The organism is Allobosea sp. 05T433 (assembly GCF_056396065.1).
Genome location: NZ_JBFTKS010000003.1, coordinates 19,810 through 40,947 on the forward strand (window position 1 = coordinate 19,810; position 21,138 = coordinate 40,947).

21 protein-coding genes are annotated in these 21,138 nt (G+C 64.8%); 6 read left to right on the plus strand and 15 right to left on the minus strand.

The features are described from left to right. The first annotated feature begins 255 nt into the window (after positions 1-255). The gene (locus AC1DGP_RS04340) at positions 256-1,716 is read left to right on the plus strand and encodes a GGDEF domain-containing protein (protein ID WP_441489257.1); all 1,461 of its coding nucleotides are present in this window, start codon (positions 256-258) and stop codon (positions 1,714-1,716) included. A gap of 2 nt (positions 1,717-1,718) precedes the next feature. Here AC1DGP_RS04340 and miaA read toward each other — a convergent pair whose 3' ends face one another. Continuing rightward, positions 1,719-2,639: a tRNA (adenosine(37)-N6)-dimethylallyltransferase MiaA gene (miaA, locus tag AC1DGP_RS04345; RefSeq protein ID WP_476831754.1), complete on the minus strand. Its 921-nt coding sequence runs from the start codon at positions 2,637-2,639 to the stop codon at positions 1,719-1,721. An 18-nt stretch (positions 2,640-2,657) separates the two neighbouring features. On the opposite strand from miaA, the gene serB reads away from it, so the two are divergent. Continuing rightward, on the plus strand, positions 2,658-3,545 hold the full coding sequence (serB, locus tag AC1DGP_RS04350) for a phosphoserine phosphatase SerB (RefSeq protein ID WP_476831755.1): 888 nt from the start codon (positions 2,658-2,660) through the stop codon (positions 3,543-3,545). Positions 3,546-3,686: 141 nt separating this feature from the next. Here the strand turns inward: serB and AC1DGP_RS04355 are convergent, their stop codons facing one another. From AC1DGP_RS04355 to AC1DGP_RS04400, 10 genes are all read right to left on the minus strand, one after another. Next, the gene (locus tag AC1DGP_RS04355) at positions 3,687-4,022 is read right to left on the minus strand and encodes a DHCW motif cupin fold protein (RefSeq protein WP_476831756.1); all 336 of its coding nucleotides are present in this window, start codon (positions 4,020-4,022) and stop codon (positions 3,687-3,689) included. A gap of 153 nt (positions 4,023-4,175) precedes the next feature. Next, entirely contained in the window at positions 4,176-5,699 is a 1,524-nt protein-coding gene (locus AC1DGP_RS04360) for a Do family serine endopeptidase (protein WP_476831757.1), read from the minus strand. Positions 5,700-5,824: 125 nt separating this feature from the next. Then, entirely contained in the window at positions 5,825-6,016 is a 192-nt protein-coding gene (locus AC1DGP_RS04365) for a DUF2065 domain-containing protein (protein ID WP_043237452.1), read from the minus strand. Positions 6,017-6,035: 19 nt separating this feature from the next. Continuing rightward, entirely contained in the window at positions 6,036-6,953 is a 918-nt protein-coding gene (gene hflC / locus AC1DGP_RS04370) for a protease modulator HflC (protein WP_113513693.1), read from the minus strand. Next, the gene (gene hflK, locus AC1DGP_RS04375; protein WP_441489263.1) at positions 6,950-8,116 is read right to left on the minus strand and encodes an FtsH protease activity modulator HflK; all 1,167 of its coding nucleotides are present in this window, start codon (positions 8,114-8,116) and stop codon (positions 6,950-6,952) included. Before hflK ends, hflC begins: the two co-directional genes overlap by 4 nt. Positions 8,117-8,266: 150 nt before the next feature. After that, complete coding sequence (locus tag AC1DGP_RS04380; protein ID WP_441489264.1) at positions 8,267-8,791, minus strand: dihydrofolate reductase; 525 nt, start codon at positions 8,789-8,791, stop codon at positions 8,267-8,269. Then, complete coding sequence (locus AC1DGP_RS04385; protein ID WP_476831758.1) at positions 8,788-9,270, minus strand: N-acetyltransferase family protein; 483 nt, start codon at positions 9,268-9,270, stop codon at positions 8,788-8,790. The genes AC1DGP_RS04380 and AC1DGP_RS04385 overlap by 4 nt, the downstream gene beginning before the upstream one ends. After that, positions 9,267-9,923, minus strand: coding sequence for a lysostaphin resistance A-like protein (locus AC1DGP_RS04390; protein ID WP_476831759.1), 657 nt, complete (start codon positions 9,921-9,923; stop codon positions 9,267-9,269). The genes AC1DGP_RS04385 and AC1DGP_RS04390 overlap by 4 nt, the downstream gene beginning before the upstream one ends. Then, on the minus strand, positions 9,920-10,135 hold the full coding sequence (locus AC1DGP_RS04395) for a thymidylate synthase (protein ID WP_476831760.1): 216 nt from the start codon (positions 10,133-10,135) through the stop codon (positions 9,920-9,922). The genes AC1DGP_RS04390 and AC1DGP_RS04395 overlap by 4 nt, the downstream gene beginning before the upstream one ends. Before the next feature lie 327 nt (positions 10,136-10,462). After that, a complete protein-coding gene (locus tag AC1DGP_RS04400; RefSeq protein ID WP_476831761.1) occupies positions 10,463-11,914 on the minus strand; it encodes an MFS transporter in 1,452 nt (483 codons plus the stop codon). Between AC1DGP_RS04400 and AC1DGP_RS04405 the strand changes: the two genes are divergently transcribed. Continuing rightward, the gene (locus AC1DGP_RS04405; protein WP_476769036.1) at positions 11,913-12,662 is read left to right on the plus strand and encodes a TetR/AcrR family transcriptional regulator; all 750 of its coding nucleotides are present in this window, start codon (positions 11,913-11,915) and stop codon (positions 12,660-12,662) included. The two genes, AC1DGP_RS04400 and AC1DGP_RS04405, sit on opposite strands and share 2 nt — an antisense overlap. Positions 12,663-12,900: 238 nt before the next feature. Here AC1DGP_RS04405 and AC1DGP_RS04410 read toward each other — a convergent pair whose 3' ends face one another. The 4 genes from AC1DGP_RS04410 to AC1DGP_RS04425 are packed head-to-tail and all read right to left on the minus strand — an operon-like array spanning position 12,901 to position 16,788. Beyond that, entirely contained in the window at positions 12,901-14,097 is a 1,197-nt protein-coding gene (locus AC1DGP_RS04410; protein WP_476831762.1) for an aminotransferase-like domain-containing protein, read from the minus strand. 29 nt (positions 14,098-14,126) lie between these two features. Continuing rightward, complete coding sequence (locus AC1DGP_RS04415; RefSeq protein ID WP_441508459.1) at positions 14,127-15,770, minus strand: bifunctional 3-(3-hydroxy-phenyl)propionate/3-hydroxycinnamic acid hydroxylase; 1,644 nt, start codon at positions 15,768-15,770, stop codon at positions 14,127-14,129. Then, on the minus strand, positions 15,767-16,555 hold the full coding sequence (locus tag AC1DGP_RS04420; RefSeq protein WP_476831763.1) for an IclR family transcriptional regulator: 789 nt from the start codon (positions 16,553-16,555) through the stop codon (positions 15,767-15,769). The genes AC1DGP_RS04415 and AC1DGP_RS04420 overlap by 4 nt, the downstream gene beginning before the upstream one ends. Then, complete coding sequence (locus AC1DGP_RS04425; RefSeq protein WP_476831764.1) at positions 16,552-16,788, minus strand: VOC family protein; 237 nt, start codon at positions 16,786-16,788, stop codon at positions 16,552-16,554. The genes AC1DGP_RS04420 and AC1DGP_RS04425 overlap by 4 nt, the downstream gene beginning before the upstream one ends. Positions 16,789-16,929: 141 nt before the next feature. Between AC1DGP_RS04425 and AC1DGP_RS04430 the strand changes: the two genes are divergently transcribed. From AC1DGP_RS04430 to mdlC, 3 genes are all read left to right on the plus strand, one after another. Beyond that, a complete protein-coding gene (locus AC1DGP_RS04430) occupies positions 16,930-17,823 on the plus strand; it encodes a LysR family transcriptional regulator (protein ID WP_441489275.1) in 894 nt (297 codons plus the stop codon). A 252-nt stretch (positions 17,824-18,075) separates the two neighbouring features. Then, positions 18,076-19,380, plus strand: a complete 1,305-nt coding sequence (locus AC1DGP_RS04435; protein WP_441508463.1) for an MFS transporter — start codon at positions 18,076-18,078, stop codon at positions 19,378-19,380. A gap of 81 nt (positions 19,381-19,461) precedes the next feature. Next, complete coding sequence (gene mdlC / locus AC1DGP_RS04440; protein WP_476831765.1) at positions 19,462-21,099, plus strand: benzoylformate decarboxylase; 1,638 nt, start codon at positions 19,462-19,464, stop codon at positions 21,097-21,099. The last annotated feature ends 39 nt before the right edge of the window (positions 21,100-21,138 follow it).

A 21,138-nucleotide genomic window follows, 5' to 3' on the forward strand; every position in this document is an offset into this window, starting at 1 on the left:
GAGGGGCCTGGGCGTGCGCTGGCGTCAGGGGCCAAGCGGTTTGTTCAACCGCCCCCTACCAGCGCACCCGTACGAGAATAAGCTTGCGCATCGCGCCCGACATCCTTTGCGATAATTGCGGCACGCTAGACGACCGGTTTGGCATGGTCAAGCTGCAAAAACTCATGGCCCTCAGTTCCGAAAATCCCATGACGAAAGGGAACACTTTTTCAAGAACGGCCTTGCTAAGGTCCTTGCGCGCGAAACGGGGCCGCCATGTATCAGGAAGTGCACACCGAAAATATCGTCGAACGCGCCCATGCACCGGAAGTGGCCGAACTTCTGCAGCGCTTTGCCCTGCATGCCCCTGGCGCAGGCGGCGTCTCCTACGAGGCGCTGCTCGAGGACCTCATGCCCCGCTTCGGGGACGACCTCATGGTGTGTGTCCCGACCGGAGACGGCGACTATCGCTATGAGCATTACGGCCGCGAAATCACACGCTATGTCGGCGGCAGCCGGCAGGGCGAACGCATCTCGCAGATGACCCCTCAGGTCGCCCGGTTCACGATCCAATGCTATGATCAGGCCCTGACGCACGGCAAGCCGATGTATACGGTGCATCGCTCCCTCAAGACCGTCCGGGTGTGCCTGTGGGAGCGACTGGTCCTGCCGACCACCGGCGCAAATGGCGATCGCTTCCTTGTCGTCTTCAGCCGGCCGCTGCAATTCCGCGAGGAACTGCTGACCACGGTTCTGGAGACCTCGCCCAGCGGCATTGTCGCATTGCGGGCCGTACGCGACGATGACGGCAATATCGAGCGCACGATCATCATCACCGCTAATCGCCGCGCAGCACTGATGGCGGGCCATCCCGACGAGAACCTGCTCGACACGGACGCCCGCACGAGCCTGCCCTTCCTCTCTGACGCCATGATCTGGCGCCGCTGCCTCTATGCCATCGAGCTGCGCCGCAACGACATCTTCGAATCCAGCTTTACGGTGAATGGCCGTGAGATCTGGCTCCAGCTCGCACTGGCGCCGCTCGGCGACGGGCTGGTGATCACGCTCACCGACATCTCCGAGCTGATGATCGCGAACCTGACGCTGCAGAGCCGGGCCGCAACGCTGGCGCTCGAGATCGGCCGGGAGCGCGCGACCCGACGGGCGCTGTCACATGAGATCGGCCAGCGCGAGGAACGCGAGCAGGAACTGCGCCGCCTTGCCGAGACAGATCCGCTGACCGCGCTCCTGAACCGGCGCTCCTTCATCGAGAAGGCCAATCGCGAGATCCTCGCGTGCGAAACGGACGGTGACGACGCGTCCCTGATCATCGTCGACATCGACCACTTCAAGAGCGTCAATGATACGCATGGCCATGTCGCCGGCGATGCCGTGATCAGGGCCTTCGCCGATCTCCTGCTTGGCCTGGTCAGGCCCGAGCGCGATCTGGTGGGGCGTTTCGGCGGTGAGGAGTTCGCCGTCTTCCTGCCGCGCACCGGCTCCGCGGCGGCGATGCGCATCGCCCATCGTATCCAGGACGCACTGACGATGCGCGAACTGCCGACCTCCGAGACGATGTCCCTGCGTGTCACTGCGAGCCTCGGGGTCGCGACCCGCGAGAGTGCGGAGAGCTTCGCGGAGTTCTTCGCGCGCGCCGACAGTGCCTTGTACCGCGCCAAGCACGAAGGCCGCGACTGTATCCGCTTCGCGGGGGCGGACGTCGCCGAAGCCGCCTGATCTCAGGCCCGTGTCTCCAGCTCGCGGAGCGCAAAGCCGAGAGCGGCCTCGGGTGCTACAGCATGCCAGCCCGCCATCTGGTGACGGAACCATGTGACCTGGCGCTTCGCATAGGCACGCGTGTCGGCCTGCCCCCTGGCAATGGCTTCCTTGAGGCTGAGCGCCCCGTCGAGATGGGCGATCAGGCCGGGCACGCCATGCGCGCGCATGACCGGCAGCAGGGGATCGAGCCCGCGCGCCCGCAGCGCCGCAACTTCTTCCAGGGCGCCCTCCCCCATCATCTGCTCGAAGCGTCGATCGATGCGGGCACGCACCAGATCGCGTTCGGGGGAGACGAAGAGCTGAAGCAGCGCTCCCCCGTCCAGCGGGCCCGGCTTGCGTGCGCCCTGAAAGCTCGCCAGCGACCGCCCGGTCGCGGCAAAGACTTCCAGCGCTCTCATGATCCGCATGCGGTCGCTCGGACGCAGCCGCTCGGCCATGACGGGATCGCAGCGTTGAAGTTCGACATGGAGCGCAGCCGTCTCGCGCGCCTCGGCATGGGCACGAAAGGCCGAGCGAACCGCCTCGGGCACCGGCGGGATTTCCGAAAGGCCCTCGGTCAGCGCCTTGAAGTAGAGCCCCGTCCCGCCGACCAACACGGGAAGCGACCCGTTGCCCGCCAGTTCGTCAAGGATCGCGCTGACATCGGCGACATAGCGCATCGCCGAATGATTCACGGCGCCGTCGACATGGCCATAGAGACGATGAGGAACCATCGCCTCATCGTCGATCGTCGGCCGCGCGGTGATGATCCGCAGATCGGCATAGACCTGCATCGAATCCGCATTGACGACGGTTCCGCCAAAGCGGCGCGCGATCTCTATCGCCAGCGCGGACTTGCCGCTCGCCGTAGGACCTGCGATGAGCACCGCCCTGTACGCCACGCTCAATCGGTCCTTCTCATGCTCGTCGCGACACTTGTTTCCGCTCACGGCCAGGCGCTGCTGAACGACGCCCTGCTGACGCGTCTCGCCAATGCCGTATCCGGCGTAACCCGGCAAGCCCGCCTGGATGGCGAGGTCGCAGCAGACCTCTTCGCGGATGGGGCGGACGCACGCAAGCTCGAAGCCGACATTCGTGCAGCGCTCGACGGAACCGCGGTCGATATCATTGTCCAGCCGGCGGCGACGCGTCGTAAGGCGCTGTTCCTCGCCGACATGGATTCGACCATGATCGGTCAGGAATGCATCGACGAGCTCGCCGCCTATGTCGGACTCAAGGACAAGGTCGCAAGCATCACCGAACGCGCCATGCGCGGCGAGATTGCATTTGAACCGGCGCTGCGCGAGCGCGTGGCGCTGCTGAAGGGCGTTCCGGCATCGGTCGTGGACGAGATCATCCGCGAGCGCATCACGCTGACGCCCGGAGGCCGGCAACTGGTGCGCACCATGCGCGCCAACGGCACCTATACGGCGCTGGTCTCGGGTGGCTTCACCGTGTTCACGGGCCCGCTCGGCGCGACGATCGGCTTCGACGAAGATCGTTCGAACACGCTCCTTGTCGCAAACGGCGTCCTGACCGGCGAAGTCGAAGCCCCGATCCTCGGCAAACAGGCCAAGCTGGACTCGCTTGTCGAACTGCGCGAGCAGCGCAGCCTTTCAAGGGCCGCGACATTGGCGGTCGGCGACGGCGCCAACGATCTCGCGATGCTCGGCGAGGCCGGGCTTGGCGTCGCCTTCAGAGCGAAGCCGGCGGTTGCGGCTGCGGCAGATGCCCGGCTCGACCACGCGGACCTGACGGCGCTGCTCTACGCTCAGGGCTATCGCGGCGACGAGATCATCCAAGCCTGAATTATCGCACCGGATCGCGAATCCCGCCCGATAATCCAGGCTTCGGTGTCTGCATCGCCCCGCAGTCCGCCTTTCGGCCGATGCTCTTTGTGTCTGCATCGGCTTTCCCGAAAACCGCAATCCACTTTTCGGGCCGATGCTTTAGTCGACGATGAACAGCTTCGCGCCCCTGGGCGCCTGTGAGCGATGCGCCTCGGCCTGATCGGCGACCTGATAGCTCATGCCAGGCCGGAGCGTGAAAGCGCGACCGTCTTCCAGCACGGTCTCCAGTTCGCCCTCGAGGCAGAGCAGGACATGCCCCTTCGAGCACCAGTGATCCGAGACGTAGCCCGCGGAGTACTCGACCATGCGAACCCTGATCGCATTATCCGCCGGTCCGAAGAAACGCGTGCGCCAGATCGCCTCGCCCTTCTCGCCTGGGTGACGCACCGGCTCCACTGAACTCCAGTCGACCGTTCCGAAAGGAATTTCGCTCATCCGCATCGCATATCCACTCCCCTGCTCGTCGCCCTGATCGCACACCGGGCGGAGCGCAACCAATGCAAATTGCTCATCGGCCTGATCGCAATCCGGAGAAATGAAAAGGGCGGCCACGAGGGCCGCCCTTGATCCTGTCCAAGACCAGCTTGGTCAGTTCATCGTGACCGCGACGAAACGAACCTCACCCTGCCCGTTCGCGACCAGAAGCAGAGCCGACTTCTTGCCCTCCTTCTTCAGCGTATCCAGGCGCTTGGTCACATCCTCGGGCGAGTTCACCGCCTCCTGGCCAACCTCGACGATCAGTTCACCGATCGAGATGCGCTTGTCCGCGGCATTGGAGTTGGGATCGACCTTGGTGATCACAACGCCCTTGGTGCCGTCCTTGATGGAGTAGCGCTTCCTGAGCTCGTCCGTCTGCTGCGAGAGCTCCAGACCCAAGGCCGTGGTCACGGCAGGCTTGGCCGGTTCGGCATTCGGCTTGGCAGAGGCCTGCTGGACCTTCTCGCCATCCTCGAGCCGGCCGAGCTTGACCGTCTTGACGACTTCCTTGCCCTTGCGGACCACCGTGATCGGCGCATCCTTGCCGACCGCCGTACCGGCGACAATCCGCGGCAGATCGCGCGAATCCTTCACTTCCTTACCGTCGAACTTGACGATGACATCGCCCACTTCAAGCCCCGCCGGCTTGGCCGGGCCCTTGTCATCGATGCCGGCAACGAGCGCGCCGCGCGCCGTGCCGAGACCGAGCGCCTCGGCGGTGGCGTCGTCGACGCTCTGGATACGGACGCCGAGCCAGCCGCGGCGGGTCTCGCCGAACTCACGGAGCTGATCGACGACATTCACCGCCAGCGACGAGGGAACGGCAAAGCCGATGCCGACGGAGCCGCCGGTCGGCGACAGGATCGCGGTGTTGATGCCAATGACCTCACCGGCCATGTTGAACAGCGGGCCGCCGGAATTACCCTTGTTGATGGCCGCATCGGTCTGGATATAGGTGTCGTAGGGGCCCTGCTGGATATCGCGGTTGCGGGCCGAGACGATGCCCGACGACACGGAGCTGCCGAGGCCGAACGGATTGCCGATCGCCATGACAGGGTCGCCGATCCGCATCTTGTCGGAATCCCCGAACTTGACGGCATCGAGCGGCTTGTCGTGCTTCACGCGCAGCACCGCGAGATCGACCTTGGTGTCCTTGCCGATGATCTCCGCCTTCAGGCGCAGGCCACTGTTGAAGATCACCGTGATTTCGTTGGCGTCGCCGATGACGTGGTTGTTGGTGACGACGATGCCGGAGGAATCGATCACGAAGCCCGAGCCGGCCGATTGCGACCGTCGCTGCTGCGGCGGCTGGCCCTGACCCTGGCCCTGCTGGCCCTGACCGCGGCGGTTGAAGAACTCCTCGAACAGATCGCCGAAGGGCGTATCGGGGCCGAGCTGCGGCAGTTGCGGCAGGTTGCGGTTGCGCGTGTCGCTCGTCGTGACAGCCGAGATATTGACCACCGCCGGCATCACCCGCTCGGCCAGGTCGGCGAGCGAGATCTGCCCCTGGACCAGCGGCGACACTCCCGTCGGCGGCTGGGCGATCACAGGCGTCGCCAGCATCGGCAGCGCCGCGACGCCGGCCACGAGCGCGGCCCGCGCAAGTCCGGAAGCGGAAACGATTTTCAGTGCCATCAATCAGGGTCCTCGTGAAGAAGCAGGCCGATCGTGCGGCCAGGATGTTGGCCTAGAGATTGAACCTCAAATTGCGGCGGAAGGGCGACACACAATCACGTCACCAGGCATTCCGACCGCCGCTTCTACACCCCGATGCGCACTAGCCAGACGAGGAGCACCCCGAACACGGCTGAACCGATACCGATCAGCCGCATTCGGTCTGCTGGCGTCTCCGCTGCGCTGCGCAACGCATCCTTCGCCAGATTTGGAATCGCTGCGAACAAGATGCCTTCGATGGCGAAGACGAGGCCGAGCGCCGCGATGAAATCCAGCATACGCGACGCTCGCTATCGATCAGGGATTGGCCGCCGGGGCCGGCGTTGCAGCCGAGCTCTGGGGACGTCCCGTAGGGTCGTTGAAGTAGCGGAAGAACGGCGAATCCGGCGAAAGCAGCATCCGCGTGTCCCCCGGCTTGATGCTCGCCTCATAGGCCTGCATCGAGCGATAGAAGGTGAAGAACTCGGGATCCTTGCCGAAAGCCTCGGCGAAGACCTTGTTCCGCTCGCCCTCGCCCTCGCCTCGGATCTCGTCGGAACGACGCTGGGCTTCGGCGACGATCACGGTCGCGTCACGCTCGGCGCGGGCCCTGATCTCCTGCGCCTGCTGGGCGCCAAGCGCACGCGCCTCGGCAGCTTCGCGCTGACGCTCGGTCTGCATGCGCTGGAACACCGCCTGCGAGTTCGCTTGCGGCAGATCGACCCGACGCAGGCGGACATCGACGACCGTCATGCCGAAGCGGGCCGCCTCGCGGTTCACGTCGTCGCGGATACGGCTCATCAGCCGCGACCGGTCGGTCCGGACCACCGAGATGAAGCTGGCATCCGCGAGGACCGCGCGAACCTGACCATTGACGATCGAGGCAAGCTGCGAGTTGGCCCGCGGGATGTTGTTCACCGCCTGATAGAAGCGCAGCGGATCGGAGATCCGGTAGCGCGTGAAGGCGTCGACGACGAGCCGCTTCTGATCCGACGCGATGATTTCCTGGGCGGGAAGGTCGAGATCGAGGATGCGGTTGTCGAGCAGCGTCACCTGCTCGAAGGGGGCCGGCAGCTTCAGGTAGATGCCCGGAGCGGTGACGACGCTGCGGACCGCGCCGAAGCGCAACACGATGGCCGACTGGGTCTGCTGGACCACGAAGGTCGCGGCATAGAAGACGATCGCGGCGACGGCGAGGACGACAAGCGCACCAATGCGCAGGATGGAACCGTTCATCGGGTCGCTCCCGCCTGCGGCGCACCCGGCGCAGCGCGCCGTTGCTGGAGCTCGTTCAGCGGCAGGTAAGGCACGACACTTTGCCCGTTACCCCTCTGGTCGAGGATGATCTTGTCGGTGCCACCGAGCACACGCTCCATCGTCTCGAGGAAGAGACGCTCGCGGGTCACGGCCGGCGCCGCCTTGTACTGCAGATAGACAGCATTGAAGCGGCTGGCCTGGCCGCGCGCTTCCGCGACGGTCTGCTCCTTGAAGGCTTCCGCCGACTGGACCAGTTGCGCCGCACGACCGCGCGATTCCGGCACGACCCGATTGGCATAGGTCTGCGCCTCGTTGCGCAGGCGTTCCTGGTCGGAGCGCGCCGCCTGGACGTCACGGAACGCGTCGATGACCTGCTGCGGCGGATCGACCTTCTGCAGCTGGACGAGGCGGATCTGCACGCCAGCCTTGTAGCTGTCGAGCGTCTCCTGCATCAACTGGCGCACTTCGGTCTCGATTGCGGCACGATCCGTCGTCAGCACGGGCTGGATGTTGCGCTGGCCGATCACCTCGCGCATCGCGCTCTCGGCCACAGCCTTCACCGTGCCCGGCGGATCCTGGATATTGAAGACATAATTCTCCGGCGCGGCCGGATCGATCTGCCACTGCACGATCACGTCGATATCGACGATGTTCTCGTCGCCGGTCAGCATCAGGCTCTCTTCGCCGACATCCGTCTGGCGTGAGGTGCGGACCGATTCGATGGTGCGGAAGCCGACTTCCGTCGTGATCACATTGGTGACCTGGGGCTTGATCACGCTACCGATCGGGTAGGGCCAGTTGTAGTTCAGGCCTTCGCCGGTCTTGCCGATATATTTGCCGAAGCGGAGGTTGAGACCAACCTCGTTCGGCCGGACGATATACCAGCCCGTCATCAGCCAGATCACGATCAGGGCCAGGATGCCGAGAACCAGGCCACGTCCGCCGAGATTGCCGCCCGGCAGCAAATCCTTCAACCGATCCTGACTACGGCGCAAAATTTCTTCCAGATCCGGTGGCGAACCACCGCCACTGCCTCCGGGGCCCTGCCCCCACGGGCCGCCGCCGCCGCCACCACTTCCGCGCTGGCCCCAGGGTCCTCCCCCGCCGCCACCGCTACCGCCGCTCTGGTTGCTCCAAGGCATACTCGTGCCGTTCCTCACATCTGTACCACACGTGCCATAGGCGAACGGCGGCTGTTTGTCAGCGCCCTTAGGGAACGCGTGTCCGTGACTTGGTCATCGGACACGGATTCGTCAACGACGCAAGCCCTTCATCGTCAACGGAAACAGCGTTCAGGCCCGGCGGCGAAAGGTCGCGAAGGTGAAAGCATGCTCGTCATCGGCACTGCGAGGGTGGTTCTCCTGCTTCACGCGCTCGAACGCCGCCCTGTCCCAGACCGGAAAAAGGGCATCGCCTTCGGGCTCAGCGTGAACCTGGGTCAGTTCAACCCGATCGGCCAACGGCAAGGCCTGGGCGTAGATCTCGGCGCCCCCCGCAACAGTGACGGAATCCGCGCCCATCGCGAGGCCCAGCCGCTGACCGGCCTCGATCGCCTCGTCGAGGCCATGCGCGACATGAACGCCGTCGGCATTAAAACCGGGATCGCGTGTCAGGACGATGGTCTCGCGCCCCGGCAACGGCTTTCCGATCGAGAGAAAGGTCTTTCGCCCCATCAGCACCGGCCGGCCGAGCGTCAGGCCACGAAAATGCCTGAGGTCCGTCTTCAGCCGCCAGATCAGGCGATTATCGTCACCAATCACGCCATTATCGGCGACGGCGGCGATGATCACGATGGGAAGGGCTTGAGGTCCGCTCACACGCTCTCTCCCAACCGCCGCAGCGCGTCGCCGTCGAGGCGTTTGACCGTCCATTCCGATTGCGCGTTCGCGCCGAGAGAGCGGTAGAACACGCGCGAGGGCTCGTTCCAGTTCAGCACCCACCAGGCCAGGCGCGGCAGCCCCTCGTCGACGCAGCGCTTCGCCAGCCCTGCGATCAGGGCCTTGCCGATGCCTTTGCCGCGGAATTCAGGCCGGACATAGAGATCCTCGAGCCAGATGCCATGGCGGCCCGAGAAGGTCGAATAGGTATAGAACCAGACGGCGAATCCCGCAGGCGCACCTTCCCATTCGGCGATATCGCAGGCGACCTTGGGATCTGGCCCGAACAGGGCCTGCGCGAGTTGCTCTTCGCTGGCCGCAACCTCGTGCAGAAGCTCTTCGTATTCGGCGAGCTCCCTGATGAAGGTCAGGACGAGACCGGCCTCGTCGGGTCGGGCTKGACGGATGGAAAGGGTCATAGGAAGGTCCCCGCGACTACGATCGCCAGATTCATGCAGGCATGCAGCAGAATGGGTAGGCCGATTCCGCCGGAAACCTCGCGTGCATAGCTCAGGAACGCGCCAGCCGGCAGAACCGATACGACGTGCAGCAGCCCGTTCTCGATATGCAGCAGTCCGAAGGCCAGCGTCACGATCACCAAGGCCGGCCATGCGGAGAAGCGCTGGCGCAACCGCGTGAACAGCAGCCCACGGAACAATGCTTCCTCGACCACGGGGGCGAGCAGCACCGCATTCAGAAAACCGAGCCAACTGCGCTCCGAGCTGGACATCGCCTTGATGTCTTCGAGCGACCCTAGCAGCCCCGATGCCGCGACGGTCGCCTCGATAGCCAGTACGAGCAGCAACACGGCCACGAACCGGATGACGATGCGCCGATCCGCCGGCCACGAAAGGGCCGATGCACGCCGCCATGGTAGATCGCTCATCGCCCCGACTGCGAACACCGTGCCAAGCCCAACGCTCAGAAAGAACGCAGTCTCGCGAGCATCGAAGCCAAGGGGACGGCCAACGAGCGCTGTGGCCAGAACCGCGGCACCAGCCACCCCCGCATACCCGAGCGCGACCGCAAACAGAACCTGCCCGAACGCCGGAACAACTGCGCGGTCCATCATCCCGCGATCGGTGCCTTGATCGCCGCGTGCGCGTCGGAGGCTTCGAGCGCCACGTCCGAATTGAGCTGCAGCCGGGACAGGTCGAGACGGCCCAGATAGCGATGTGGATCACCGAAGAAGTGCGCAGCTTCGCCGAAGCCGAACTCCGTCACCCGGGCGGCGATCTGGGTCGGCAACGCGTGGCTTACGGTGTTAAACGGCTTTCCGAGCACGCGCATTATCCGCAGAATCGCTACGATCGCTTCGTTACTCCTTAGGATGAACCGAGACAACGCGCCATCAGTCGAACCGGCAGCTCCCCGGATCAGTCCGCAAGCAGGCCCTCACGGTCAGCAGCATGCCGCAGCCCCGAAGACGCGAGCGCTAGCTTCGCCGTTCGTCCCAGGCACGGCTGGCCTCATCTGAAACCCAAGAAGCCACCGCCTCATGACTGAAGCGATCGAGGGCATGAGCCGAAGATGGCGCCATGCGACATCGTGCCGAAGGCTCGAGATGGCGCACGACGCGCCATCTCCGCTTCGCACCGCGACGTCCAGGGTTCACACGCTGTCAGCGTTCGGCTGCTTCTGTTGCGCAACGAGGGCGACGATAATGCTGAGGACGATGCCCGCGGCTGCCAGCCAGAACGCCCGTTGGATGCCCTCGGCCACGGCGATCCGCAACGCGTCGCCCGCCAATCCGCCGACCTGGGAATTGGCAACGGCGATGAGAACCGCAAGGCCAATGGCGTTACCGACATTCAGCGTTGTCGACGCCATTCCCGAGGCGACGCCCTGCTCGTCATGATGAACGCCGGAAGCGGCCGCAATCCACATGCCGGTCCAGACAACACCCTGACCTATGCCGGAAATGATCAGCCCTGGGAGGATGATGAGGTAACTGCTTTCCGCAGCAGCACCGGGAACCATCAATGCCGTTCCGATAGCCCCCACGGCCATGCCGCCAATCAGCGTGGAGCGGATCGAAAGCCGCGTAGCCAACCGCTCGCCGACCTGCGTCCCCACCGCAATCGCTATCGAGGGAACCAGAAACGCGAGCCCGGTCTGAAGAGCTGTGAAACCCTGCACGTTCTGGAACAACACCGTCAGAAAATAGGGCAGTGTGCCGAATGTCGCCATGTACAGGAATGTGATTGTCATTCCGGTCAGGAGGCTGCGATTGCGGAACAAGCGCAAGGGCATGAGCGGATCGGCACTCCGTGCTTCGATCACCACGAAAGCGGTGAGCAGGGCGGCAGCCAGGACAAAGCTCCAGATGATGCTGCCCGAACCCCAGCCATATTCCGGCCCCTGCACAAGCGCGAAGACGAGCAGTGTCGCCCCGGCGGTGACAGTCAGCGCGCCCGGCAGGTCGAAGCTGCGGCGTTCATGCCGCTTCGGGTCCCGCGGGATGACGAGGAATGCCGCGACGATGGCAATGCCGGCGAGCGCGACATTGACATAGAACACTGAGGGCCAGCCAAAGGCACTGGTGAGGAGACCACCGGCGATCGAACCGATCGTGAGGCCGCTTGCTCCGGCGCCACCCCAGACAGCGAGTGCCCTGTTGCGCTCCGGCCCCTCGGCAAACAGGCGGTTGACCAGGGACAATGTCGCCGGAAACAGGAATGCGCCTCCGATACCCTGAACCGCGCGCGCCAGGATGATGACTTCAGGGCTCCAGGCCAAGCCACCGATCAATGACGACAGCGCATAGAGCCAAAGGGCAAAGACGAACATTCGCCGCTGGCCGATCAGGTCGGCTGCCCGGCCGCCGAACAGCAGGAAGCCACCGGTGAACACCGTGTAGACACTGACCACCCATTGCAGGGTCTGGCCCGAAAAGCCCAGGCCCGCGCCGATCTCCGGCAACGCGACGAAGACGATGTTGAGGTCGAGTGCGATGATCAGTTGCGCGAAGGCGAGCAGCGCCAATGTCGCGCCGCGTTTTCCCCCAAGACCTCCCCTGACCGATGATCCGTCGGGCAGCGATGCCAGTTCCGATGCGCTCATGCGTGTCTCCGCTTCCTCGTTCTTTGTTGATCGACAAAGAATGAAAGCTTGCCAACCGGAGTCAAGCGAATTATTTACCGATCATCAAAGAATGGAGGCATCGATGGCGCGGCCACGGGAGTTCGATCGAGATCTGGCGCTTGAAAGGGCTCGCGACGCATTCTGGGCACGCGGCTACGAGGGAACGTCGATTGCTGATCTGGTGGCGGCGCTGGGTCTTGCCTCGGCACGCATCTACGCAGCCTTCGGCTCGAAGGAGGATTTGTTCCGGGAGGCGGTTGGGCTCTACGAGGAAGGCGACGGCAGCTTCGTCGCACGAGCGCTGGCCCAGGAGCCGAGCGCAGTGAAGGCCGTCGAAAGGATGCTACGCGACGCCGTCGAGACCTACACGAAGCCCGGACGCCCATGGGGTTGCATGGTCGTATCGGCCGCGACCAACTGCGCCGTCGAGAATGACCGCGTGCGGGAATGGCTGGCCGAACGCCGCCTGAAGCAAACGGCGACCATCGTCGACAGGTTGGTGCAAGCCGTACGCGCCGGCGAGCTGAGACAGGATACCGACACCGACGCGATGGGCGACTATGTCACTGCGCTGATGCACGGCCTTTCCGTGCAAGCGCGGGATGGCGTGCCAGAGCAACGCCTCCTGACCATGTGCGACCTGGCCATGCAGAGGATGCGCGACCTGGTTGATCCCACCCATGAGGCTGTCATCGTGCCCAACCAGTCTGGGGCGGAGAGCATCTAGCGCCCCCGTCAGCCAGCCAGGATACCCTGGCGGCCAGGGGCGCTGGCCACAGAATGCAACCTTCGTTTGAGACAGAGGGAAACAGGCCCTCTCCCCTTCCCTGAACCTGTTGGTCAAACTTGCCGCCCGCGAGAGGGCGCGGCACGCGCAGGCGGAGAGCAACTGCGTGATTCAAGTGCCGTCGAGGATCGAGCACGCCGCGAACACGTCCCGAAACGCCAGGCCGGACCTCATCGCGTCAGCCCCGATCGGCCCCCGGCGCGCTGTCCCCCAGCACCTGCGCCAAGCGCCGCACGCCGTCCTGCATCCGATCGAGAGGTGCAGCTGAAAAACTGAGGCGTAACGCTGCCGCACCCTGCCCATCGGGCTGGAACGCAGAGCCGGGGACATAGGTCACTCCGACTTCAGCCGCACGGCTCAGCAAGGCATGCATGTCGAGATGCGCTTCCAGGTTCAGCCAGATGAACAGGCCTCCCTGGGGAACGATCCAGCTGGCGCGGTTGCCGAGCTCCGACTGGAGCGCCGCCAGCATCGTGTCGCGCCGAATGCGATAGGCGTCGCGAAGCCGGCCAGCATGTGTGTCGAGGATGCTGTCGAAAAGATCGAGGAGACAGGCCTGGGCAAGGGTACCCGCCTGCAGATCCTCGCTTTGTTTCATGAGAGCAAGTTTCGCGACCACCGCACGGGGGGCGACCAGCCAACCGACACGAAAGCCCGGCACGACCGCCTTGGAGAATGTACCGAGATAGATCGTCCGCGCGTCCTCGATCGAGCGGGCCTCCGTGTCGACCGCCAGCAGCGGCGGCAACGCCTCGCCCTCATAACGCAGCATCTCGTAGGGGTCGTCCTCGACGAGGATCGTATCGAGCTCACCGGCCAAGGCGACCAGTTCGCGCCGTTGGGCGAGCGACAAGGTCGCTCCGGTCGGGTTGTGGAAATTCGACATCGCGTAGATCAGCGCCGGCCGATCGTGAGTCCCGGCCCGTGCCGCTTCCAGCTCGCGCATCCGCGCGCCGTGCGCGGCAAAGACCTGCAGCGCCCCGGGATAGGTCGGCGTCTGGACGAGCACGGTCGCCCCGGGCTCGACCAGCAGCTCGGCGACGAGATCGAGCGCCTGTTGCGCGCCATTGGTGAGGAGAATGTTATGCCTGTCGCATTGCACGCCCTTGGCGCGCATGTAGGCGCTGATCCGGTCGCGCAAGGCAGGATCGCCCTCGCTAGCGCCATATTGCAGCGCAGCCCGCGCCGTTTCCGGTTTCGACAGGATCCTGGCCAGGCTGTCGCGGATCTCGGCAACGGGAAAGAGCATGGAATCGGGTTCACCAGGTCCGAACGACACGCAATCGGCCGCCTTCGGCATGGTCGCAAGGCCACGAATGGCAGATGGTACGATGCGGTTGGCATAGCGCGAAAAGCGCCGCTCGAAGGCGGTCATCCGTGGTCCTGCGTGCGTGTCGGCGGTGCTCATCGGGTGGAAACCTCGGGTTCTGCAGGAGCCGGACCAGTGGCGGACGTGGTCGCATTCCAGGTTTGGCCAGCAAGATCGCGCATCGATCGCGCCATCCGGGCGATCGATGCGCTTTCCGCGACGCTGGCCGCGGCGACATAACGATCCGGCCGGACCAGCATCAGGATGTTGCGCCCAGCCGGCGACAGCGAGCTCATATGCCCGTCAGTGTCGCGTCCGGCGGAAACGTCAGGGCGGTCTTGAGAGGGATTGAAGGTGGTCGGCAGCACCGCGACGCGACGGAGCGAGCGAAGCCCGAAGCCTTCGGCCGTCGCCGCCATGCGCTGTGCATCCGGACCATAGGCGACGAGCGCGAACTGGCCGCCCATGACATCGTCCAGCCGCTGATAGCGGCGGTCCGTCATCTGGAGCAGCGGTTGCGGGAGCATCCGTCCGGCAAGACGCATTCCGCCATCGTCGGGAACGACAAAGCCTTTCTCATAGAAGGGTTTGGGCTTGTATTTCATCTGCGTGAAATGCGCGTGGATCCCCGGCGCCAGTTGGGCAAGCCGAAAGCCGAGTTGGATCATGGCCGCCTGCCGCCGGGAGGTCGGCATCATCACCCGCCCCATCTTGATGGCGAGCTGGATCAGGGCCCATGCATGCGGTGCCCGCTCGCGCTGATAGGTCGCCAGAAGCTCCGGCCCGAGCCGTCCCGAAATCACCTCGGCGAACTTCCAGGCAAGGTTATGCGCATCGCGGACACCGCTGTTCATACCCTGGCCGGCAAATGGCGGCGACAGATGCGCCGCATCGCCGGCCAGGAAGATGCGTTGCGTGTTCCAGCGATCGGCGATGCGGGCATGGAAGGCGTAGACTTGGCGACGGACGATTCGTGCGTCGGCATCGGGCCCGTGGGCTTCGAGCAGCGCACGCACATGGTCGGGGTGAGCCGCGCGCTCCTCGTCTTCGCCGTCGCGCAGCATGAATTCGTAGCGGCGGATTCCGTCCGGGCCGGGCAATGTGATCAGGGGGCGGTCGGGATCGCACACGACCCGCGTCTGGCGCAGCTGCTCCCGGGTCGAGGCCAGATCGACGATGAGCCAGCGTTGGCGATAGGTCGAGCCGCTGAGCGTTGCACCGACGACCTTGCGCAAGGCGCTGCTGGCACCGTCGCAGGCCGCCAGATAGCGGCCGCGAATGGCAATGCCGCCGCCGCTTCCAGAACGAAGGGACAGCGACACGCCGGAACCATCTTCCGCCACCGTCTCGCAGGAATGGCCGAACAGCGTCACCACATTGGGGAAACGGTCGAGCCCCCGGCGTAGCGCGGCTTCCAGCTTCGGCTGGGTGAAAGCGTTGCGCCGCGGAAAGCCATATTCCCGGGTGGCCGGCTCGACCTTGGCAAAGCAACGCCCGTCCCGGGTGAAATAATGTGAACCGTAGTCCAGGGCCACATCCTGCAGGACCGAATCGAGCAGGCCGGTTGCCTGCATGGTACGCAGCGACTCGTCGTCGATGGAGACCGCCCGTGGCTCCTGCACCGTGCTGCAATTGCGCTCGACCAGGATGACGTCGAGGCCAGCCTGTCCCAGCAGATTGGCCAGGGTCAGTCCAGTGGGACCGGCTCCAACGATCGCGACATCGCATTCCTGAATCATTGCGACACGTCCGCTCCGTCGAGCCGAGATCCGGACAACCGATCGCCCAGCAGGCTGGCTGAAGAGACGAGCAGGAGCACGAGTCGATGCTCGAGCTTTTCGTCCAGGCTGGCAGCATCGAGAACGAGGCTGATGCTGGCGGCAATGCCGAGCTCCGGCACCGCGACCGGGAGGGCAATGCCGACGAGTCCCTCGTCGATCTCGCCGCGCGTGATGCAGTAGCCGCGCTTGCGGATGCCGGCCAGCAGATCGCGCAGTTCGGCGATCTTCATGGGCAGATCGGCCTGGTCGGCGCCGGGCTGCCCGCCGAAACTCCCCGCCACAAGCCGGGCCAGCCGTCGGGGCGGGACCAATGACAGGATCGTCTTGGACGTGGCGCCTCGCGTCAGCGGCATGGGCCGACCGCGTTCATAGGATGGCCGCGCCGGTAGATTTCCGACGGCTTCGTCGGCGACGCACAGCACGGTGTCGCCATAGAGACGCGCCAGCAACGCCACACAGGGGACACCCGCCTGCGCGATCAGATCATGCAGGCGGGACTGCCCGGCGCGCACCAGCGGATCGGTCAGGCGCACCAGCCGATCGAATTCGACGAAGGCGGGGCCGAGACGATAATGCGCCTCGTAGGCCGGTTCGAGAAACCCCTCGCCGACCAGCTCCCGCACGGTGCGATAGACGGTGCTCGCCGGCACGCTTAGCGCCTCCGACATGTCCTGAACCGTCCAGCTTCCCTTTGTTTCCCGGAACAGCCGAAGCAGACTGACGAAGCGGCCGAGCGCGTTCATGTCCGGTCCGGATCGGCTTCGGAGACGATCGGATTCGTCAGCCGACCTATCCCTTCGATCGAGACCTCGACCGTGTCGCCCGCTTGCCCCACCAGCAGCGCCTCTTCCCCATCCAGCCGGATCAGCTCCATGTCCATGACCTCCGCATAGAAGGTGGCGAGCCGCTTCACATCCGGCGTTCTCAGATTGAGGTGGTGCAGATAGGCGCTGGCTTGCAAGGCGGTGAGCATCATTTTGCTACTCCATTCTTGGAATAGCGATATTATTAAGATAATGGATGAGTCAATTTCCCATATTTTGAGATTTTGACAAGATATCTCCACCTAATGGCAACGGCCGTCGGCTCGTTGCCAGCTTCGAGGGACGTCGCTTCGGTGAAACTCAATGACCGGCTTAGCCTCAAGACCCTGAAACTGATCATGGGCGTGGAGCGCCATGGCAACCTTTCGCTGGCCGCCGAGGAACTTCACATTGTGGTTTCGGCCGCAAGCCGTCGGATTCGCTTCCTCGAGGACTCGCTCGGCTTCCGCCTGATCGAGCGGACAGGCCGCGGGATCGGGCTGACGGCGCCCGGCCGGGCGATCGCGGCGCATGCGCACAGGATCCTTGCCGATGTCGACGAGCTTGAAGACGAGTTGCGTGACATCACGGACGGCGTCCTGGAGCAGATCAGACTGTCCGTCTCGGGGCCCGCGCTATTCCATGACCTCCCGGAGCAGTTGCGGAGGTTTCTCGGCGCCTTCCCCCATGTCCGGCTCTCAGTCGAGGAACTCACCAGCAATGCAGTTGCCGAGAGCGTCCTCAATGGGCGGGCCGAGCTCGGTATCCTGCTGGGTGCGGAATCCAGCCCAGGCCTGCGCCTGAGACCCTATCGTCGCGACGCACTCGGGATCGTCGTCAGCCCCGAGCATCCTCTTGCGGGCGCGGCTGCTGTTCGCCTTGCCGATCTGCTCGACCAGGATTGGGTTCTGCCACCGGACTCGGCAATCGGGCATTTGCTGGCCCGCGAGGCCGCAAGCCATGGCGCGGAATTGTCTACGCGCGTCCGCGTCCATGGCATCGCGTCGATCTGCCGGGTGGTCCAGGGCGGTCTCGGCATTACGGTGCTGCCGATGCGCAGCGCGGCGCGCGAAATTGCAAGCCGAGGCCTTGTCGACATCCCGCTTGCCGAAGACTGGGCGCCTTGCAACCTGCATCTGGCGACCCAGCGCAACGCCGTTCTTACTCCGGCATTGACTGCTCTCGTCGATATGCTCGCGATCGAGTGAGACAGACCGGCGCGAACTCCAGCCGCCGCCCGAGCTCCTGAGACGCCCTCCCCGGCGCCCGCTCTCCGGGCGTTCCATTGTCGGCGAAGCCCGCTCCGCTCCACCCCGGCGGCAGTTTCCCGAATGCGAACGATGCTTGACGAAATACCGCTCGACCCGGAGCGAGGCCCACACCCATTCTCATTGCAACGATAGATCCTTCGCAGGCAGGCAGCATTGCGAAGAAGAAAATCTATGCAAGAGAGGAACGCCATGTCGGTCGCAGCACTGAACAGTCAATCTGCGCTTCTCAACAAGGATCGCACGAAGGTCGCCCTCTCCTGCTTCCTTGGGTCAGCGATCGAATGGTATGATTTCATGCTGTACGGGTTCCTGGCGCCTCTCGTCTTCGATAAACTGTTCTTCCCGCATGCGGACCCGGTCGCCGGCATGATTGCCGTGCTCGGCATCTTTGCCGTCGGCTTTGTCGCACGACCTCTCGGCGGCCTGTTCTTCGGTCACTTCGGCGATCGTCTCGGCCGAAAGCCGGTCATGGCGGCGACGCTGATTTTGATGGGTCTATCGACGACGGCCATCGGCCTGTTGCCGACCTATGATTCCATTGGAATCTGGGCGGCGGGCTTCCTGCTGGCCCTGCGTTTCCTGCAGGGCTTCGCCCTTGGCGGTGAGTCGACCGGAGCGCCGGTGCTGATGCTGGAGAGCGCGCCTGAAGGCAAACGCGGCGTCTTCGCCTCGATCGCCCAATCCGGCAATTTCGCCGGCGTCGTGATTGCGACACTGGTCGTATCCTTTGCCGCCGCGCTGCCGAGCGACGTCCTGCTGACATGGGGCTGGCGCGTGCCCTTCCTGTTGAGCATCGTGCTCGTGGGCCTCGGCTTCTACGTGCGGCTCAAGGTCGAAGAGTCGCCCGTATTCGAAGCGACGCGGACGCCTCCTGCGCGGGTACCGCTGTTGCAGGTGCTCGACAATTACAAGCGGCCGGCACTGATCGTGTTCTGCTGCGCCCTGGCGGAGTCCGGTGTGTTCTATCTCACATCCATCTTCGGCCTTTCATACGGGGTGAAAACGCTCGGCATCGATCAGGCCACGCTGCTGCGCGGCGTCCTGCTCGGCAATGTCATTGCCATCGCAATGGTGCCGCTGTTCGGCGCGCTGTCGGACCGTATCGGGCGGCGGGTGGTGCTGGGCACCGGCTTCGTCCTGGCCGGGCTCTATGTGGCCTTCCTCTTCTTTCCGCTGCTGCAGACCCGCGACACCCTGCTGGTCGTACTGGCCACGGCCATTCCCGGGGCGCTCATCCAGCCGATGCATATCGGCGTCACCTCGAGCTTCTATCCGGAGTTGTTCCCGGACACGCGCGTTCGCTTCAGCGGGGTATCACTTGGGCGGCAGTTCGGCACGATCTTCGGCGGCGGCGCCATGCCCGTCATCGCAGCGAGCCTGCTCGCCTGGAGCGGCGGCAGCCTTCTTCCCATCCTGATCTACTTCAGCCTGGTCTCGGTCATCGCCATCGGCGCCGTGATGGCTGCCGAAGAGACCAGGCTTCGCGCGATCTGAGCAAGAGCCGAAGCCGCCGCCTTCACCAACGCTTGCTCGCATCGGCGCGCGACGCGGCCGCAGCAAACCAATGGAATTGCCATGCAGACAGCAGACCAGTCCGCGGCCCTGCCCTCCGCCCTCACAAAACCGGCCGGCACTGTGCGCGATGCGACGATCGCCCTTCTCCGGTCGCTCGGGATGACGACGGTGTTCGGCAATCCCGGCTCGACCGAGCTTGCCTTCCTGCACGACTGGCCAAGCGATTTCCGCTATGTGCTCGCCCTGCAGGAAAGCAGTGCCGTCGGGATGGCCGACGGCCATGCCCAGGCAACCGGCTCGGCGGCCTTCGTCAATCTCCATTCCGCGGCCGGCGTCGGCCATGCGCTTGGGAGCATCTACACAGCCTACCGAAATCAAACGCCGCTGGTCATCACAGCCGGGCAACAAGCACGTGCGCTGCTGCCGCTGCGCCCATTTCTCGGCGCCGCCTCGGCTGCGGAGTTTCCCAAGCCCTATGTGAAATGGAGCTGCGAACCGGCGCGCCCGCAGGATGTGCCGCTGGCGATCGCCCAAGCTTACGCCATCGCCATGCAGAAGCCCTGCGGCCCTACCTTCGTCTCGATTCCTGCCGATGACTGGCAAGTTCCCTGCGAGCCCGTCGAGGCCCGGCCAACCAGCGGGGATTTCGGGCCCGATCCTGAAGGTCTTCGGGCATTCGCCAACGCGATCGATGCCAGCGAACGCCCGGCCATCGTCGTCGGTGCTGCGGTCGCACGGGACGAAGCGTCGGCACTTGCCGTTGCCCTCGCAGAACGTCTGGGCGCCGCAGTCTGGGCCGCACCGGTGGCAAGCAGAGCCTCGTTTCCGGAGGATCACCGGCTCTTCAACGGCTTTCTGCCCGCCGCCCCCGAACCGCTTGCCAAGATACTGGGACGGCACGACCTGGTGCTGATCCTTGGCGCCCCGGCCTTCACCTTTCACGTTCCCGGCGATCTCGCAGGCCTCAGGTCAGGGCCTCCCATCTTCCACATCACCGACGATGCAGATGCCGCCGCAGCCGCCATTGGTGGAGTGAGCTTGCTCTCGACGATGCGTCCCGCGATCTCCGGTCTGCTCGCGACTGTGCCGCTCCGCGATCGCCCACCCGCCACCGTTCGCGCCCCGGCACCGCGGATCGCCCCGACCGAACCGGTCCTGGCGAGCTTCGTCATGCAGACGATCGCAGATCTGCGTCACCCCGGCGGCGTGATCGTGGAGGAGGCGCCCTCGCACAAGGAAGCGCTCCAGCGGCATCTGCCGGTTCGGGATAACGGCTTCTACTGCATGGCGAGCGGCGGTTTGGGCTTCGCGCTGCCGGCATCGGTTGGGATTGCCCTCGCCAGGCCAACCCAAGCCGTCATCTGCGTGATTGGTGATGGATCGGCGATGTATTCCATCCAGGCCTTGTGGACCGCCGCACAGCACCGCCTCCCGATCACAGTGGTGGTTCTGAACAACGGTGGCTACGGCGCGATGCGCGCCTTCAGCCAACTCATGAAAAGGGCCGCACCACCGGGCATCGACCTGCCCGGCCTGGACTTCCCGGCACTCGCCGCCGGGCATGGCTGCGCGGGCGTGCGCGTCGCGCGCGCCGATGACCTCGCGCCGGCTCTTTCAGAAGCCTTCGCCAGCGCGAAGCCGCGGCTCGTCGAAGTGTTGGTCGATCGGGCCGTGCCTGGCCTCTACGGACTGGATTGAGGCGTTTGCGGCCACGGCCCCGCGCCGATGAGCCAGGAG